The organism is Paenibacillus oceani (assembly GCF_014705615.1).
Taxonomy (GTDB): Bacteria; Bacillota; Bacilli; order Paenibacillales; family NBRC-103111; genus Paenibacillus_AB; species Paenibacillus_AB oceani.
The window spans coordinates 81,573-98,011 of sequence record NZ_JACXJA010000030.1 but is presented as its reverse complement, the minus strand read 5'-3'; the positions used below and the strand labels follow the sequence as shown (position 1 = coordinate 98,011).

Genomic DNA, 16,439 nt, shown 5'->3' with positions numbered 1-16,439 from the left:
GGAAGTTTAGAGCTTGAAGTAAGTTTAAAGCTTGAAGTCTAACCTAAAACCTTCCGGGGCAGGCATCTGAACGGCCCCTTGAGGTGCAGACCCACACGTTTGTAAGCGAAGGGGAACAGGTACCCTCGCTCCAGCCGTTTCGTTGGTGAGAGTAAGAGTACAATTCGACAGCAGACGCGGCCTGTAAACAGATGTGTTGCGAGTCGATCATGTTCGGCTTCGCTGATACGAAACGCGTGCGGGCTAGCTGACCGAATAAGATGTCCAGGGCGGCACGGCAGCAAGATGAAAACAAAAGGCGTCGAAGGAAGTCCATGCGGTTGGTGAAGGAAGGTCGTGATTTTTTGGAGTTTCATCCTTCGGGATGTGAACCCGCTGATAAGAGTCTCCGGCACCCTCTATTTTCGGCGTTTTGGGATGTTTGAGGTAAATAAAGGCGGTTTGCACTTCTTATTTCATCCAACTGATGGAGTGTGCTACTTTTTCGCCGATTTTAGCAGTCTCAAACCTCAAACCGCTCTTATTCCGTGTCCAAGCGGGTTTTCGGACAAAATAAAGGGTACAAACCGCTCTTATGTGCCCGCTTATACGGTTCCTAGACCTTATAAGCGGGCGCATCAGGTCGAGCTCCCATGATGAAGGGCTGCGACACTTGCTGGCACGATAAGGGGTGGGTATTGAAACGAACCATTCCCTCCTTGTATAACACCATTGCGCGAGAGGCAACCTGTCTTGCGAGAGCCGAAGGGGAGCGGCTTCGTAAAAAACCTTCGTTAAAAACGAATACTCGCCTAACGGTTTGAAGGAAGATAAGAGTTATCGGTAACACACAAGGATGTAAAAGATTGAAGTTTCCTCTTCTTCCATTATACATACGGTCCAATTTTTTGAACAGATTGATCCAAAATAAAAACCTTCGAACTCCTCGCGGAATTCGAAGGTACATCGGGCCGGAAGCCGGCTGAGATCGAGCGGCGGGCTTAAAAAGTGACGGGACGCAGGGATGTCGTCCACCGCACCGTGTCTCCCGCTTGCAGGGGACCGGCCACGACGGCGCGCGCCTGGGCGGATACTCCGCTGACGGACAGCAGGGAACGATGCAGGTCCATGTCCAGCGAGACCGCTTCGGGGCATTCGAGCAGGTACATCCGCCCGGCAAAACGAAGCCGCAGTCCGCCGCCGTCTAGCGAAGCGATCTCCAGGGCGTGCCGTCCATCGTGAACGAGGAGAGGAACGACATGCTGGCACGAACGCAGCGGCTGGCGTGCCGTCAGGGCATAACTCCATTCGATGCCGGAATCGGAGACGGCGATCGTTTTCTCGCAGCGGAGCACACCGGTCTCCAGCGTCATCGTAAACCCGTCGTCCGACGGACGAATCTCGACGTTGTCTGTCGCCGCAGGAATATGCAGGACGCCGCTCTCGTCCGTCACGGCGAATCCTTCCCATACGCCGTCCCGGAGAGCCCGGTCGCTCACCTCTTGATACTCGGGCAGACGCGGCTCGGCGAGCGGAAGCCGCTGTCCGGCCAGGCGGAAGTGGAACCCTTGCATCGCCGGAGCGTACTTGCGGTTATGCATCCGGAGCGTACAGCCGAAGAAATTCGCGCCTCCGGGTTCGCCCCTGTAAAAAGCGTACCCGCTATGCTTGTCGACGAACGATTCGGCGCCGGCCTGCAAGCCTGCCAGGTCTCCTGCCTCGTTGTCAAGCCCGTGCGAATCCCCGGTAGCTGCGGAATCGTCTCCGTCCGGCAGCCGAACGCCCCGCTCCAGCAGCCTCACCGCAACGGCAATGCCGGTCAAACCGAGCAAATTGTACATATTGAGGTGAGTGTACGTCTCGTAACCGACCCGCAGCGAATGCGGCAGGACGTTCGGGGTGCAGCCGTAGGTGCCGTCCTCATGGGCGTACGGCAGCCAGCTGCGGAAGGCGTCCCGGGCGGCCGCGCCGTATTCGTCTCCGGATTCGCCGGAAGAATAAGCGAGCAGGGCGACGAGCGCGCCCCAGGTAAACGTCTGGTAGCTGCTGCGCTCGACCATGGCGAACGAGCCGTCCGGCGTGATCGCATGACGAAGCCAATCCATTCCGCAGCGGATGATCGATTCCGCTTCACGGCGGGATACAAGCCACTCGTCCGGCCAACGCTCGATTACGGCTATCGCGCCGGTAAGCAGGAACAGCGTGAACGCGTGGTAAGCGATCGGCATGCCGTCATGGCTGTGCGTTTCGTTGACCTCGTCGTTGATAAAGCCCGATTCCAGCTGCGCATCCGCGATAAATTTGAGCCGGTGGGAGAGAAGCGCATAATCGACGGCACGCAGGCCGAGAGCGCCGGTGAACAGCTCCATCGCCCATTGAAGCGCGGCGCAATTCGTGTTCACGACGGCACAGTCGTCCTCGTAAGCTGCCAGATCCGGCCCGAACCGGCCAATCAGCCTGGAGCGATCGGCTTCTGGTGCGAGCAGCAGCGCCATCAGACCGTAATGGTACAAAAAGACGCGGCAAAACGGGTTAACCCCTTGCTTGTCGCCCAGCAGTTGCACGGTCCGCTCCAGCATTATACTGAGCGAGTTCGAAGTTTCCTGAGAAGATCGGGTGCTGCATACGGAGGCGAGCACCGCAGCGGCGTTGGCAGGCGCGTAATTTTCGCTGTATACGGTCTCGAACGGGTCGGGCAGTCTGCCGTCCGGGGTCGTCCAGCGCCGGATGACTGGCACATACTGCCTAAGCATCTCGTGCATTCGGCTCAGCGTTGCCATGTCGCCGGCTTCGATAGGGCGTTCCATCTTCGATTCCCCCTCCTATGAGCTAGAACGGCTGCCGTCAAACGGCCGAAACAGCGCCGGCCGGCTTCGCAAGCCCGGCGGCGCCGTACGGATGGCTGCCCTAGCTGTTAGGATTTATTTGTTAACCGCTTTGATGCCGTCGTTGATTTCCTTCATCAGCTGCGAGCCTCCGCGGCCTTTCCATTCCTCGGTCACTTTGTCCCAATCGGCGATCGGGCGCTGGCCGGAGATCATCTTCGTTTGTTCGCCGAGCAAATATTTGTCCAGCTCCGTTCCTTTGGCCGCTCGCGTCTCGGAGTAGACAAGGTTCGACGGGTCGTCGTAAGGCGTTTTGTTGTACGTTTTCTCCATCTGCTCGATCGTAGCGATGAACGATTGCATTTCCTTGGAGCTGTAGGAGGCGATCGAGTATTGATTCGCTTCGTCGTTCGGCGACCAAGGCTTCCAGAACTCGTGGCGCTGGAGCATATACTGGATCGGCGTGTTCGCTTCCTGTCCGGCTTTCGGAGCCGCTTTGCCGTCGATCATCTCGTAACCGATGCCGTTGCCGCCCATGATCCAGTCAAACTGCTGGTTTTGCGGAGTCCGCTCGGCAACCGGGATGAATTGACGTCCGTAATCGAGAATTTCCAAAATTTTGTTGATTTTGTCCGGATCGTCCTTCAGCTTGGCGGACAGCGTCGTCAATCCGAAGAACCCTCTCGCCTTCGGATTGCCCTGCGAGCCGTCAGGCGCTTTGAAGAACGGGATCGGAGCTACTTTGGCCGTCGGGTTCACCTTCAGCAGGCCGGTGTAATATTCTTCGACCATCCCGGTAGGCGTGCCGATGAAGATGCCCGCTTTGCCCGAGTAAAACTCCTTGTTCGTCTGCGCCCAGTTGAGCACCGCGAAGTCTTTCGTTACCGCGCCTTCTTTGTAAGCGGCGGCGAGCGTCTCGATCACTTCTTTGCGTCCCGGACCGATCAGGCCGGGGATATAGTTGTTGTCTTTATCTTTATGGTACCAGGCCGGCGACCAGTAAGCGCCCATCGCATGCGTCGGCGAGATGTCCTGGCCGAGGGCGAAGCCGTACGTATCGTTTTTGCCATTTTTGTCCGGGTCGTTTTTGGTAAAGGCGATGGCGACCTCGAGTAATTCCTTGTAGTTGGTCGGCATCTTCAGACCGAGGTTATCGAGCCAGTCTTGACGGATCGTCCCCGAGAACGTATAGGTCGGCGCGTACATCGGGATGCTGTATATTTTGCCGTTGACGCGGAACTGGTCGTAGATCGTTTTCGGGACGCCTTTAAACGTCGCGTATTTGTCGATATAGTCGTCGAGCGGCAGGAAAGCGCCTTGCTTTGCCCATTTGTAATAGTTGGAATCGAGGTCCTTCACCGCTACGACGTCCGGCATATCGCCGGAAGCCATAATGACGTTCAGCTTTTCTTTGTAGTCGGACTGGAGCACGAACTGGGCTTTAATGTTCGCGTTAAACTTCTGTTTGATCGCTTCGACGCCTTTGCCGTTCGGGTCGGGGAAGATGGTGTAGGCGAAGTTGAGGAAGCTGATCTCGTGCATCTTGTTCGTTTTGGGTGCGTTCGCATCGCCCGGTTTCGGGTCGGCTGCGGGCTTGCCGCCTCCGGAGCAAGCGGCTACGGCTATGCTGAGCAGGGAGACGGTCATCAGGCTGACAAGTTTTTTTCCTTTCACTTGCGACACCTCCATAGATTGGTAAACATGCGGTACGTTCCGTGTTCGTGACCGATACGGTTCAGCTGTTCCTGTTTGACCCCCGGTCTGTCACCTCAAGTGCGAGTTCAAAAAGTCTGGTTTTCCGATCAACCTTTGACTGAACCAATCATCACCCCCTTGGCGAAATGCTTTTGCAGAAACGGATATACGATCAGAATCGGCAGGGTGGCGAGCAAAATCGCAGCCATCTGGATCGTTTCCGCAGGAGGCGGGTCGGTCAGCACCTGTTCGGTCATCAGCGAGCTCGTGTCGTTGACAACAACGATCTGGCGCAGCAGCATCTGGATCGGCCATAAGTTCGGATTGCTCAAGTACAGGATGCCGGTAAAGTACGAGTTCCAGTGCATCACGGCGTAGAACAGGCCGAATGTGGCGAGCGCGGGCTTCGACAGCGGGAGGATGATTCGCCAGAAAACGGTGAATTCCCCGGCCCCGTCGATTAGCGCGGCTTCGTTCAGCTCCTCGGGAATGCTTTTGAAAAATTGGCTGAACACGATCAGATTCCACGGGCTGATGAGGACGGGAATGATCAGCGACCAGATGGAGTTCAGCAAGCCGGTTTCCTTGACGACCAGATAGGTCGGAATGATGCCCGCACTGAACAGGAAGGTGAACAGCACCAGGAACAGGAACATTCTTTGTCCGAAAAACGGTTTGGACAGCGCATAAGCCATCGTCGACGTAAAGACCAGGTTCAGCGTCGTGCCAAGTACGGTAATCCAGATCGTGATGAGAACGGATTTGACGAATTTGTCGTTGGCGAGAATGTATTGATAAGCATCGGTCACCCAGCGGTCCGGCCATAAAATAAAGTCTTTGCGCAAATATTCCTCCATCGAGGAAAACGACACCGAGAAAATGTACAGAAACGGGACGATCATGGCTGCCGCGATTAAAGTCAATGCCAGGATGTTCACCCAGTCGGCCGCCCGGCCGAGCCAAGTCCGGTGCTGCATAACGTGCTGCACCTCCTTCGTGGTGATAGTAAGCCCCTTGGGGAGGCTTTTGATACTAGTAGATGCCCTCTTCGCCAAACTTCTTGGCCAGCTTGTTGGCCGCCACGACCAGGACGAGTCCGACGACGGACTTGAACAGCCCTACCGCGGTAGCGAAGCTGAAGTCGGATTGCAAAATACCTTTATAGTACACATAAGTATCGAGCACGTTGCCGACCTCTTGTACGTACGGATTCAGCATGAGGAAAATTTGCTCGAACCCGTTGTCCAGCACCGTACCGAGCCGCAAAATAAGCAAAATCACGATCGTGCTGCGGATGCCGGGAAGCGTAATGTGCCAGATGCGCCGCCACCGGTTCGCCCCGTCCACGATAGCCGCTTCGTACAGCTCCGGATTCACCCCGGCCAGCGCGGCCAGGAACACGATCGTGCCCCATCCGGCTTCCTTCCATATAACCTCCAGCACGATAAGCGGCTTAAAGAGGTAAGGCTGCTGCAGAAACAGGATCGGTTCGATCCCGAACACATGCTCCAGAAGACCGTTTACGACGCCGTCGCTGCGCAGGAAAATCGTCACGAGTCCGACCACGACGACCCAGGACAGGAAGTGAGGCAAGTAAACGAGCGACTGGATCAGCCGCTTGAACCATTCGTTCCGCGTCTCATTCAGCATAAGGGCCAGCAAGATCGGAACGGGGAAGGCGACGGCGATTTGCAGAAACGATAATGTGATCGTATTGATCAGCACCTGCACCACTTCGGGATTGTCGAAAATTTTCCGGAAATGGGCGAATCCGACCCAATCGCTGTGCAGAAACCCCTGGAACGGACTGTATTCCTGAAATGCAATAACCGAGCCTAGCAGAGGCACGTACTTATAAATAAGGAAGTACAGCGTGCCCGGCAGAACAAACAAATACATCATCCGGCTTCTCCATAGTTTCCGCCGGATCAGGTTCCATTTGGAGCCGGACGTGACAGGGACTTGCGCGGCTGTTTCATTTGAAACCGTTCTCATAATGTAGGTTATCCCCCTTTCCGGTACGACCATAGTTTCTTGTCGGTTGTATGAGGTCATCATAGAAAAAACGGATGCGGCCTGTAAACGATCTATTTTTTCAAGCGGCTCCGCAAACAAGGATACCGGTATGCAAAATTTGAAACATGTCCGAATAATGCCGGGAAAGCTTGTAATGACGCGGTTTTGGAGCGGTGAGAAGGAGAGGCTGGGGGTGACGATCGGCGGGTGGGCAGGCAGATGGTCTTGTCCGGGATGGACAAGATCATCAAGGCATACAAGTCTGCGCGGGAGGATGCAAATGCAATGTCGGAATGGATGTCTTGCAGCTCGGGCGGGCAAGCAGGTCAAAGCGGATGGGGAGCTAGAGTAAAGAGTAAGGCAAGAAACATGCCGGAAACGTGAAAGAAAGCTTTCGGCCCCCCTGCAAACAGGAGTTGGAAAGCTTCCGGATCGCGTATAAGTGCGGGCTTGGGTCAAGCGCGGTGTATTCCTCGATGTCGTCCGGGCGATGCAAGGTCCCGTTTATCCGCTTGTACCTGATCCAGCGTAACGTCTCCCGCCGCCCGACTGTTGTTGGTATTTAGGCCGAACCCCCTTGCTGGTGCCGGACTGATTCCCGGTATTGTCCGGGGGACATGCCCGTCGTTTGCTTGAAGGCGCGGGAAAAATTTTGCGTCGTCGTGTATTGAAGACGGTCGGCGATCTGCTTGATCGGCATGTCCGAGTGGACCAGCCATTCCTTCGCCCGGGACATCCGCATCTCGATGACGTAATCGATGAAGTTGACCCGCATCTCTTCCTTGAACACCCGGCTAAGCTGAGAGGGCGATAAGCCGAACCGGTCCGCCGCCTCCTGCAGCGATAGTTCTCCTTCAGCCCCGTTCTGGACGTATTCTGCAACCTGCTGGGCGATTTTGGTCTGGTTCGGGACGGTAAGCCGCTCGAAATGATGGCGGAACGCCGGGAAGAAGCAATCGACAAACCAATCCTTCAACTGGTCGAGCGTCTCCGCTTCGTTCACTTTGGCGTACACATTGTCCGGGAACAGCTGATGCAGTTCGTACCCGAGCTGACTCAGCAAGTGGTCGATCTCGCCGATCAGGTTCGTAAAAATACCGGTGACCGGCTTAAACCCGGTCAACTGCCGGGGAATTTCCCGCACCATATCTTCGAATTCGGTTACGGCCGCCGCTATATTTCCTTCGGAAATCCGCTTGACGATCGCTTTCTGGCGCATGATCAAATTGCGGGCAGACTGCTTGACCGAGTCCATCGACTCAACGGCACGCTGGCTGATCGTCAGATTGTGACCGAGCAGCAGCCGGAAGCTGAGCAGCTCGACCGCCTCCATGTAGCTTTCGTGAATGCAACGCACCTCGGGCCGGACGCGGCTGACGCCGGCGGTCAGCGTGAACCGGAACAGTTCCTTTGCCTTGATCCGGACACGTCCGCACAAGTCTTCGATGTCGCTTTCCAGAGCGGCAGGGTCGTCCGTTCCCGCGATCAGCGCCACCTGGCCGAAGGAAGGGGAGACGCATACGGCGGGAAATAATGGAGCCGCTAGCTCGTCGACGAGCTTCGTCAGGGCGTACATCATCAGCGAGCGGTCTTTGCCCATGTAGCTGGTCCGGAACTCCATATAGGCGTCTACTTCAAAGACGCATACCGCAAATGAACGCCCGCGAAGGGGCAAGGCATACTCTTCGGTTTTGAGCGCGAACTCGGCGTCGTTCAGCTCTCCGTGCAGCAGCTTGAGCAGCGTATTTTCCTTGAGCTGGGGAATCTGCTCGCGAAGCTCGTAGTCCAGCCTGCGATTCGTATCCATCATTTGCTGCATAAAGGCGTCGATTTGCTGCAGCTCGTCCTGGGACGGCTTCGTCCGTTGAGGCAGCTTCATCAGCAGGGCGCGGATCGGATAATAGAGCCGCTTGGAAGCGAACAGGGCGATCAGGCCCCAGACGAGAGCCAGACAGCCGGCCATCAGCCAAGTGACTTGCTTGATCAGGTCCGCCTTGGCGGTCAGCCCGCCCTGGGGAGCGATGATGACGTACGTCCAGTCGTTATAGCCGGACCGGTGAACGGATACGTGATATAACTCGTCCCCGTAGGCGACCGTATCGGTTGGGGAAGGCTGGACGGTTTGCGTCAGCCGCTTCGCGAACGGAGCCGGAAGCGCCGTTCCGACTTCCATCGGTTTCTGGCTTAGCACGATGCGCCCGGTGCTGTCTACCGCAAGCAGTTGGCTGTCGCCGCTGATTTCCACCGATTGCAGCAGCTCGAAAAGGCGCTCCGGCTCCACCTGCAAAAAGAGGACGCCGTCTACTGTGGACGAGCTTCCGACCGGCCGGACGATCAGAAAATCCCTTTGATTCGGATACGTGTTCGAAGGGAGGAACAACGAACCGGTAAACTTGGGCACATACTGCCGCAACGCGTCGTAATAAGGAAACTGGTAGGTGTTCAGCAGTCCATCCCTGCTCGAGTATACGATATCGAAATGGTTGTACACCAAGTAGGAGTGGAAGGGCAGATCGGACAAGCTGCGGTATTTGCGAAACGTCTCGACCATATCCAGCGTCGTCTCGAGCGTCACCCGGTCGTCCATCGAGATGCCGAGGCGGGCCGACTTCTCGATCGTCAAATCGCCGGCGAGCTGTATCGACATGTAATCGAGCCGCTTCAGCAGTGAGTCCACCTGGCTCTCAAGCTGCCGCAGCGTCGACGCATGCTTCGCATTGACCTCATCCTGGATGCTGGAGGCGGCGAAATAAGAAGCGGCGCTGCCAAGCAGCAGCACAGGCAGTACGCTTAAAAGCAGCGAGGAGAGAAGCAGTTTCTTCTGGAAAGGAAGACTGCGGAACAAGCGGAACCGCTTGATCATGGCACAACCTCCGTCTACGATGTGGATGAAGCGTTTCGTCCTAAATTTGCAGCACTTCATGTAAGCGCTTATATATATATCATACACGATTTTGTCACAGGTTCCAATGCGTAAGCGGAGTTATTGCCGGATCGGACTGGCCGGTGACGCCTTGCGGTAGCTTGAATTTTGGGTGGGTTGGGAATAATAGGGACCATCCTGCGGGATGTTTCTGTACGTGAATTTTTGTGTTGACTTTCGTTTGAAAATGAGTAATATAGATTAAGTGTGATTCATATCCGATGCGCTGATGTAGCTCAGCTGGTAGAGCAACGCATTCGTAATGCGTAGGTCGGGGGTTCGAATCCCTTCATCAGCATCGTATAATCTCAGCACTAACGCAGCTTCTCGTGATCGGGGGGGTGCGTTTTTCTATTGTATCGAAAATTAACTTGCAGCAAGGGTGGCGAGCAAGCACATTAAAGAGGCGGCGAAACGCCGGCCGGTGCGCAGAGGAAGTGCCGAAACCTGCATGTTGGATTTGTCAATACAAATCGTGAACGTTTATTCTAATCAAATTCTCATAATTCGAGTGTAACCCGCCGATGCGAAGAACTTCTCCGTGCTTCGCCAAATTTTAGTCGGCTCGACTTGTGTTACGATAGTTGCAGCGATTCACAAGACCATCTTACTTCGAGGAGGAAACTATGAATATCATAAGAAAACACTCGTTTGCAAAAGCGGTTGTCGTCGCGGGCATGAGTCTTTCCTTGATGTTTTCGGGCAGCTTGTTCCTTAATTCCGGTTCGGCGCATGCAGCCGTGGCTTCATCCTCGTCTGCTTCGGCTTCATCTGCGATCATCTCTACGGGCCAACAATTCATGGGGGTCCCTTATAAATATGGGGCGGAATCCGGGGATACCCGTTCGTTCGACTGCTCCTCTTTTGTTCAACATGTGTACAAGCTTAACGGGATTACATTACCGCGTTCGTCGCGTCAGCAGTCTGAGGTGGGGACCTATGTGCCGCGCGATCAACTGCAGCCCGGCGATCTGGTTTTCTTTTATTCCCCGATTCATCACGTAGCGATTTATATCGGGGATGGTAAAATCCTTCATACGTATGGCACTCCCGGCGTAACGATCTCCGATCTCAACTCCGGATCTTGGGACAGCCACTACAACATGGCGCGCCGTGTGCTGCCTGCCGGGGAACAAGCTGTTGCTGAGCCTGCCAAGCCTGCGGCACCTGTCAAAACTGTAAAGCCGGCCGAACCGGAAGCCGAAGCCGGGCAACCGGAGTACGATTCAGGCTGGGGGAGCGACGGATGGAACTGGCGGGATCTCTTTGATTTTGAATGAAGCTTTACCCAATAAAGACCTGAAATCGAATCGTAGGATCGGGAGCGCGCCTTTTCCTGATTTCGTTAAGAATCTTTTCCGCCCGGTTGGGGCAACCTATCCTCGTAGTCTGCTGTAGAATCCAGCAGCGTTCTAATTACGAGGACAAGGAGTGAGCGGAATGGCTGAACACAACGAGCGTAACCGCAACGGTAACGGTAACGGAGAAGCCAGCACGGAAGAGGTTGTAGGGGCGGTAGGCGGCGGCGCGTTAGGAGCTGTCGTCGGTTCCGCTTTGGGACCGGTCGGTACCGTGGTAGGCGGGATCGTAGGAGCTTCGCTGGGTGACAAAGCGGGCGAAGCCGCTGAAAATGGCGAGGACGCCGCCGACCGGGAAGAGTAAAAGCGGGGGCTATCTCCAAAGTCATTTGCGATTTTTTGCGCCCCCAATTCAGATGATTTTCCTCAAGAAAGGACCTTAGCCTCCACTGTATAGTTGGGGGTTGAGATCCTTTCGTCGTTTGAAAATTGGCGTCACCATCTCATGCGAGCGCTTTTGGGACAGCCTTTGATTTGCAAATTCGCGGAATTAACGTCGTTTTCGGCCAATTGGTACTGAACGTTTTCACATTATAGCGGAAGTCTCGTTTCCCTGCACGGATAACAACGCTGCAAAGGATCATATGCATCCCATGTTCTTTACTCATCGTTCTTTCTCTTTCCGCTGTATAAGCCGCCTGCAGCTGGCTACTTCTCGCTAAAAGCAATCTTTAATCCGATGATGCCAAACAACGTCCCCTGGATGATATTAATCCGTTTCGAGAGAACCGGACTTTTACGCAGGAGGCCCCCTACTTTTTCGGAAAATACGCTGATCCCGATAAAAATAAGCAAAGCCTGAACCAGGAAGATCGTTCCCAAGATCAGCATCTGAACCGCGACGCTGCCGGACGAACTTGTGACAAACTGCGGCAATAACGCCAGGAAAAACAACGACACTTTAGGATTCAGGACGTTCATGACGATTCCTTTTTTGTACATAGCTTTGTAGTCCGCCGGACGACGGTCAGCGGCGAGTGTCAGGTCCGCTTCCTTCTCGCGGAAGGACTTCCAGGCCAAATACAGCAAATAGGCCGCGCCTGCGTACTTCACCACCGCAAACGCCACGGCCGACTGATAAATGAGCGTTGAAATTCCAAGAGTGGCGGCCGTTATATGAACGATCAGACCCGAGCACAACCCGAGTGCCGTGGCGATCCCGGCTTTGCTGCCCTTCGACAGGCTTTGGGCCACCACAAACAAATTGTCGGGACCCGGCATCAGAGTAAGCAGAACGGCTACCCCCAAGAAAGACAGGGCGGTCAGAAGCTCCACGCGTTTCATCTCCCTTTATATAACCTTCATTATTCTTTCTGACTTTGAACCGCCTGAGAAATGAAAAAACAAACATTCGGAGCTCGGGCTGCTACCCCTCTGAACGCTCCTCGAACGATCAACTCCAAGCCCTTGCGTTATTATATCACGGTTTTCATGGGTCTGAACAACGGCTGCGCATCCGCTGCTTCTGGGGACGGCCCGGGAGGAAGTGCCGCAAGTCGTTATCGCTGCTGGTCGGGGCTTGCCCCGCTCATGGGTAGAAGAAACCGAATTCTCTTCCTCAATATGATCCATGATGCTCTGGATGGCATCGCTGACACCGTCCGTCGAGCCTATGTCCTGTTGATCGTAAGGCGTCGGTATGCCGGCAGTCTCAAAGGCGGTTTGTTCGAACATGCTGTGATCCGTGCTGTGCTCGGTCATGGCGAATGGTCTCCTTTCGATGACATGATTTCCCTTATCGTTTCCGGCTGTGCACGACTTTATTCCAGCACGACCCGGCAAGGGGAGGCGGGCAGGGCAGGGGAGGGCAGGCTGTGCATGCGGCATATCCATTTGTTTATCCGATCGCGCCCTGTGGAGCGCCCCTATTCCCCCACTTATGCCCAGCCCAACTGCTTGTCCCTGGGTCGAAACGTGAATTGGGCTTTTTTGTCGGGGGTTATTTGTTGAATAAAAATGCCGGGTCGGATTATAATAGGAACATGTGTTCTTATTTTATTCGGAGGTGTTCCGTATGTCCTTATCATCTGATGTGCATCTCGACGCTTCTCCCGAGGAAATGCAAATACTTCGTAACGCGACCCTTCTACCCGTCGTCCTTTCCATTTTTACCGCAGACAAGGACAAAACCGAAAACGAGGGGCCGTTCGTCTTCTCCGCACCTTATCTGGCCGTAATGGAACGGGCCATCAGCCGCATCGGCGAAGATATGGTGATAACCGAGCGGGAGCTGCGCAGACGCGGAATCGTCCTTTACGGGGAGGAACGGAACTACAGGGAGGTTTCCCGGGAGTACGACTGCCGGGGGCGCCGGGCCAAGTATACGCTCATACGCGGTATGTTCGGGGGAGAGCTCGAGCTGCTGATGGATTATTATCTGGGCCTATATGACGGACGTCTGTAAGGGAACCGCGTTGAGCAAAAGGATCGTATTCCTCGCAGACTGCCAGTCGTTCTACGCCTCCGTCGAAAAAGCGTCGCGTCCGGATCTGGACAACAAGCCGGTCGTAGTCGCAGGCGATCCGGAACGGCGGTCCGGGATCATTCTGGCTGCTTGCCCGATTGCCAAATCATACGGGGTGACGACGGCGGAGTCGATCCGGGAATCGCTCGCCAAGTGCCCGCAGCTTGAGATTATCAAGCCCCGTATGCAGTACTACATCGACGTTTCTTTGCAGATCACCCATATCTATGAACGATTCTCCGATCTGGTCGAACCTTACTCCATCGACGAACAATTTATTGATGTGACCGGCTCCCGCGCCCTGTACGGCGAACCGGAGCAAATCGCCAAGGCAATCCAGGAGCAGGTCTGGAACGAGACGCGGATCCGGACGCGAGTTGGAATCGGCGAGAACAAAATTTTAGCGAAAACGGCTTGCGACAATTACGCGAAAAAGGTGCCATCCGGCATCTTTTACCTCCATAAGGATAAGCTGGAGGATACGCTGTGGCAGCTCCCGATCGACAAAATGTTTATGGTCGGCTCGCGGATGACGCAGCATTTTAACCTGCTCGGCATTACGACGATCGGAGAGCTGGCAAATACGCCGCTGGATAAAGTCAAAGAAATGCTCGGACGCAAGTTTGGGAAAAATAGCGACATCAACGCCGAGGTGCTCTGGCGGATCGCCAACGGCCACGACGATTCCCCGGTATCCCCCTATACGTTCAATACGCAGCAGAAGGGGATCGGCCACATGATGACACTTCCGGTTGATTACCGGAATCTGGAGGATCTGAAGGTGGTGCTGCTTGAGCTGTCGGAGCTGGTGTGCCAGCGGTGCCGTTCGAAGGGGCTGATGGGGCAGGTCGTCGCGGCGGGATGCCAGGGCGCGGATTTCGACCGGCCGACGGGCTTTTACCGGCAGATGAAGCTGGCTTATACGACGAACTTGACGGGGGAAGTGTATGAGGCCGTCTGCCGGCTGTTCGAGAAACATTGGAACGGCATGCCGGTCCGCAAAGTAGGCGTCACCTTGTCCGATCTGACTTCGGACGACGTGTACCAGATGTCCATGTTCCCGGACGACCGCGAACGGAAGATGGTTTTGGAGCGGACGGCCGACGAGATCAAGACGAAATTCGGCAATACCGCGCTGATGAGGGCGTCGTCCGTTACCCCGGCCGGGCAGGCTCAGCGCAGATCCAAGATGATCGGAGGGCATTATAAGTAGAGAAGCCCCGGCCTCGAAGCTTCTGCCGCCCCGGGATGAGTTCCATCCCCCACCCCCGGTATAAGCCGTTCCCGCGCGCCTTCCGTTTTCATAAGATAACACGAGGCCAATCCTTGAAATTCGACGAGATGGCGGTGGTGCATCATGACGAACCAGACGTTTATCGGACGAATCGCCGAAGGCGCCGTCGAGAACATGGTGACATCCGGGGTGCTCGCCAGCATTACAATCGCGCAAGCGGCTTTGGAAACCGGCTGGGGGGCTTCGGTGCCCGGCAACAATTTGTTCGGTATTAAAGGAAGCGGAACGACACAGGATACACGGGAATATATAAACGGCCAGTGGGTGACGATTCGGGCAGGCTTCCGTACGTACGCCAGCTGGGAGGACAGCATCCAGGATCATTCGCGGTTTTTGCATGAAAACCGCAGGTATGCGAACGCAGGCTTTTTTGCGCACAGCGCCGCAAGAGATTACGCCGGTGCCGCGCGCGCCTTGCAGGCTGCCGGATACGCGACGGACCCGAACTATGCGTCCAAGCTGATCAGCATCATTGAGAGTTACGGATTGACAGCTTACGACCGGGAGGCGGATCAGATGATTCAAGCGATTGAAGAGTTGAAAACGCAGCTCGCGGCTCTAAAAGGGGAATTGGCCGGGACGAAGCAAGCTCTGGCCGATGTGCGGCAGCAGCTGAACATGCCCGAAGTGCCGGATTGGGCGGAGGCGGCCGTTGAAGCGGCGGTTCGAGCCGGTCTGGTCGATTCACCGGAGAACGGATCATACGATTTTTACCGGATTATCACGGTTCTGCACCGCAAAGGGTTAATCTGATACAAAGGAGGGGTGCTGTCTTGGCGCTGCCTCCCTTTTTTGTTGCCCACAGCTAAAACAAATATAACTGTTGTACGGCGGGACCCGCAGTAGAGCAAGCCGAATCGTCGGGCTGCGGTTTAGCGGCTAATCGGACCGATTCGGAGTCCCGAAGACCGTATTGGACAAGCCACTGCCGGATCTTATGCCTAAGCGGGTGGCGGTACGATTCCGGTGCCGAGGAGGTGCCGTTGTACAAGGCCGCGTACGTTTCGGTCAGATGCGGATACAACTCCCTCAGCGTGTGGAAGAACCACACCTTCACTTCCCGGGTACTCAGCCGCAGGAACGAAGACATGACATACTCGGGACGATGCTCCGCCAGCGCTCGTATGAGGCTGTGCAAATCCTCCTCCCCATCCGATAGAAAGGGCAAGATCGGCGCAACGAATACGCCGACCGGTATGCCGGTTTGCCCGAGCTGACGGACGGTGTCCAGACGTTTGGCCGGAGAAGGAGTGGAGGGCTCGAAATTCCGCCAAATGTCCGTACGCAGTGTGCCGATGCTGATGTTGACTGACACGTCAGGCATGCGCCGAAGCAGGTCGAGATCGCGCAAAATCAGCGGCGAGCGGGTCGTGATCGACACCGGGACCGGGTAATCCGCCAGCACCTCCAGACACTGCCGGGTCAACTGGGCCTTGGCTTCGACCTGCTGATACGGATCGGTCGCCGTACCGATCGCAATCCGGCCTATACCTCCGATGCCTTTACGCGACCGAGCCATCTTCTCCAGCTGTTCCTTAAGGGCTTCGGCCGCATTGGTTTTCAGGAAAATGCGGTTTTGAAACGTATCGTCGGCTTCAGCGCCCAGGAACGAATGCGTGGAACGGGCATAGCAGAAGGCGCAGCCGTGCTGGCATCCCCGGTACGGATTAATGGACTGCTCGAACGGCATGGACGGAGCTTTAACGGCGTTAAGCATGGTTTTGACGGGCATCGGCTCGTAACGAATTTGACGTTTCATTCACCTTCACCACCTGTTATAATAAGAACGTGTGTTCCTATATTAACAAAAGCAATCCGGCCGCGCAATCGATATGTTCCACCAGCAGGGGAGGCAGGTTACCTTTTGTGAATCCGAGGCTTCCGA

Annotated in this window: 12 protein-coding genes, 1 tRNA gene and 1 pseudogene; 6 read left to right on the top strand and 8 right to left on the bottom strand. The window is 55.4% G+C overall.

Annotation, left to right across the window (positions count from 1 at the left end; all coding sequences use genetic code 11):
* Window positions 1–980 precede the first annotated feature (980 nt).
* From IDH45_RS21475 to IDH45_RS21455, 5 genes are all read right to left on the bottom strand, one after another.
* Window positions 981–2,786 carry a hypothetical protein gene (locus IDH45_RS21475; RefSeq protein ID WP_190930184.1) on the bottom strand — a complete coding sequence of 602 codons (1,806 nt, stop codon included), beginning with the start codon at window positions 2,784–2,786 and terminating at the stop codon, window positions 981–983.
* Window positions 2,787–2,900: 114 nt separating this feature from the next.
* On the bottom strand, window positions 2,901–4,478 hold the full coding sequence (locus tag IDH45_RS21470; RefSeq protein WP_317891252.1) for an extracellular solute-binding protein: 1,578 nt from the start codon (window positions 4,476–4,478) through the stop codon (window positions 2,901–2,903).
* A gap of 128 nt (window positions 4,479–4,606) precedes the next feature.
* Complete coding sequence (locus IDH45_RS21465) at window positions 4,607–5,476, bottom strand: carbohydrate ABC transporter permease (RefSeq protein ID WP_190930183.1); 870 nt, start codon at window positions 5,474–5,476, stop codon at window positions 4,607–4,609.
* Window positions 5,477–5,531: 55 nt separating this feature from the next.
* Window positions 5,532–6,494, bottom strand: a complete 963-nt coding sequence (locus IDH45_RS21460) for an ABC transporter permease (RefSeq protein WP_190930182.1) — start codon at window positions 6,492–6,494, stop codon at window positions 5,532–5,534.
* 583 nt (window positions 6,495–7,077) lie between these two features.
* Window positions 7,078–9,378: a helix-turn-helix domain-containing protein gene (locus IDH45_RS21455; protein WP_190930181.1), complete on the bottom strand. Its 2,301-nt coding sequence runs from the start codon at window positions 9,376–9,378 to the stop codon at window positions 7,078–7,080.
* A 285-nt stretch (window positions 9,379–9,663) separates the two neighbouring features.
* Here IDH45_RS21455 and IDH45_RS21450 point away from each other — a divergent pair.
* The 3 genes and pseudogenes from IDH45_RS21450 (at window position 9,664) to IDH45_RS21440 (ending at window position 11,100) form a co-directional block, all read left to right on the top strand.
* Window positions 9,664–9,736 (top strand) — tRNA-Thr (locus IDH45_RS21450).
* 328 nt (window positions 9,737–10,064) lie between these two features.
* Window positions 10,065–10,559 (top strand): annotated as a pseudogene (locus IDH45_RS21445) (C40 family peptidase); the annotation flags it as partial.
* A 319-nt stretch (window positions 10,560–10,878) separates the two neighbouring features.
* Entirely contained in the window at window positions 10,879–11,100 is a 222-nt protein-coding gene (locus tag IDH45_RS21440) for a hypothetical protein (protein ID WP_190930180.1), read from the top strand.
* Between the two features lie 344 nt (window positions 11,101–11,444).
* Here the strand turns inward: IDH45_RS21440 and IDH45_RS21435 are convergent, their stop codons facing one another.
* Window positions 11,445–12,071: a LysE family translocator gene (locus IDH45_RS21435; protein ID WP_190930179.1), complete on the bottom strand. Its 627-nt coding sequence runs from the start codon at window positions 12,069–12,071 to the stop codon at window positions 11,445–11,447.
* A gap of 15 nt (window positions 12,072–12,086) precedes the next feature.
* A complete protein-coding gene (locus IDH45_RS21430; RefSeq protein ID WP_190930178.1) occupies window positions 12,087–12,497 on the bottom strand; it encodes a hypothetical protein in 411 nt (136 codons plus the stop codon).
* 313 nt (window positions 12,498–12,810) lie between these two features.
* Here IDH45_RS21430 and IDH45_RS21425 point away from each other — a divergent pair, with 313 nt between their 5' ends.
* The 3 genes from IDH45_RS21425 to IDH45_RS21415 all read left to right on the top strand — a co-directional run bounded on the left by IDH45_RS21425 (window position 12,811) and on the right by IDH45_RS21415 (window position 15,307).
* Window positions 12,811–13,200, top strand: a complete 390-nt coding sequence (locus tag IDH45_RS21425) for a hypothetical protein (RefSeq protein WP_190930177.1) — start codon at window positions 12,811–12,813, stop codon at window positions 13,198–13,200.
* Window positions 13,201–13,210: 10 nt separating this feature from the next.
* Window positions 13,211–14,473, top strand: coding sequence for a DNA polymerase IV (locus IDH45_RS21420; protein ID WP_449583248.1), 1,263 nt, complete (start codon window positions 13,211–13,213; stop codon window positions 14,471–14,473).
* Window positions 14,474–14,617: 144 nt separating this feature from the next.
* Entirely contained in the window at window positions 14,618–15,307 is a 690-nt protein-coding gene (locus IDH45_RS21415; RefSeq protein WP_190930175.1) for a glycoside hydrolase family 73 protein, read from the top strand.
* A gap of 52 nt (window positions 15,308–15,359) precedes the next feature.
* Here IDH45_RS21415 and IDH45_RS21410 read toward each other — a convergent pair whose 3' ends face one another.
* On the bottom strand, window positions 15,360–16,313 hold the full coding sequence (locus tag IDH45_RS21410) for an SPL family radical SAM protein (protein ID WP_190930174.1): 954 nt from the start codon (window positions 16,311–16,313) through the stop codon (window positions 15,360–15,362).
* Window positions 16,314–16,439 lie beyond the last annotated feature (126 nt).

What these genes read in the sequence shown, in the direction of transcription:
- IDH45_RS21475 (WP_190930184.1), bottom strand. Translation starts at nt 2,786, where the DNA reads ATGGAACGCCCTATCGAAGCCGGCGACATGGCAACGCTGAGCCGAATG.
- IDH45_RS21465 (WP_190930183.1), bottom strand. Translation starts at nt 5,476, where the DNA reads ATGCAGCACCGGACTTGGCTCGGCCGGGCGGCCGACTGGGTGAACATC.
- IDH45_RS21460 (WP_190930182.1), bottom strand. Translation starts at nt 6,494, where the DNA reads ATGAGAACGGTTTCAAATGAAACAGCCGCGCAAGTCCCTGTCACGTCC.
- IDH45_RS21455 (WP_190930181.1), bottom strand. Translation starts at nt 9,378, where the DNA reads ATGATCAAGCGGTTCCGCTTGTTCCGCAGTCTTCCTTTCCAGAAGAAA.
- IDH45_RS21440 (WP_190930180.1), top strand. Translation starts at nt 10,879, where the DNA reads ATGGCTGAACACAACGAGCGTAACCGCAACGGTAACGGTAACGGAGAA.
- IDH45_RS21430 (WP_190930178.1), bottom strand. Translation starts at nt 12,497, where the DNA reads ATGACCGAGCACAGCACGGATCACAGCATGTTCGAACAAACCGCCTTT.
- IDH45_RS21425 (WP_190930177.1), top strand. Translation starts at nt 12,811, where the DNA reads ATGTCCTTATCATCTGATGTGCATCTCGACGCTTCTCCCGAGGAAATG.
- IDH45_RS21415 (WP_190930175.1), top strand. Translation starts at nt 14,618, where the DNA reads ATGACGAACCAGACGTTTATCGGACGAATCGCCGAAGGCGCCGTCGAG.
- IDH45_RS21410 (WP_190930174.1), bottom strand. Translation starts at nt 16,313, where the DNA reads ATGAAACGTCAAATTCGTTACGAGCCGATGCCCGTCAAAACCATGCTT.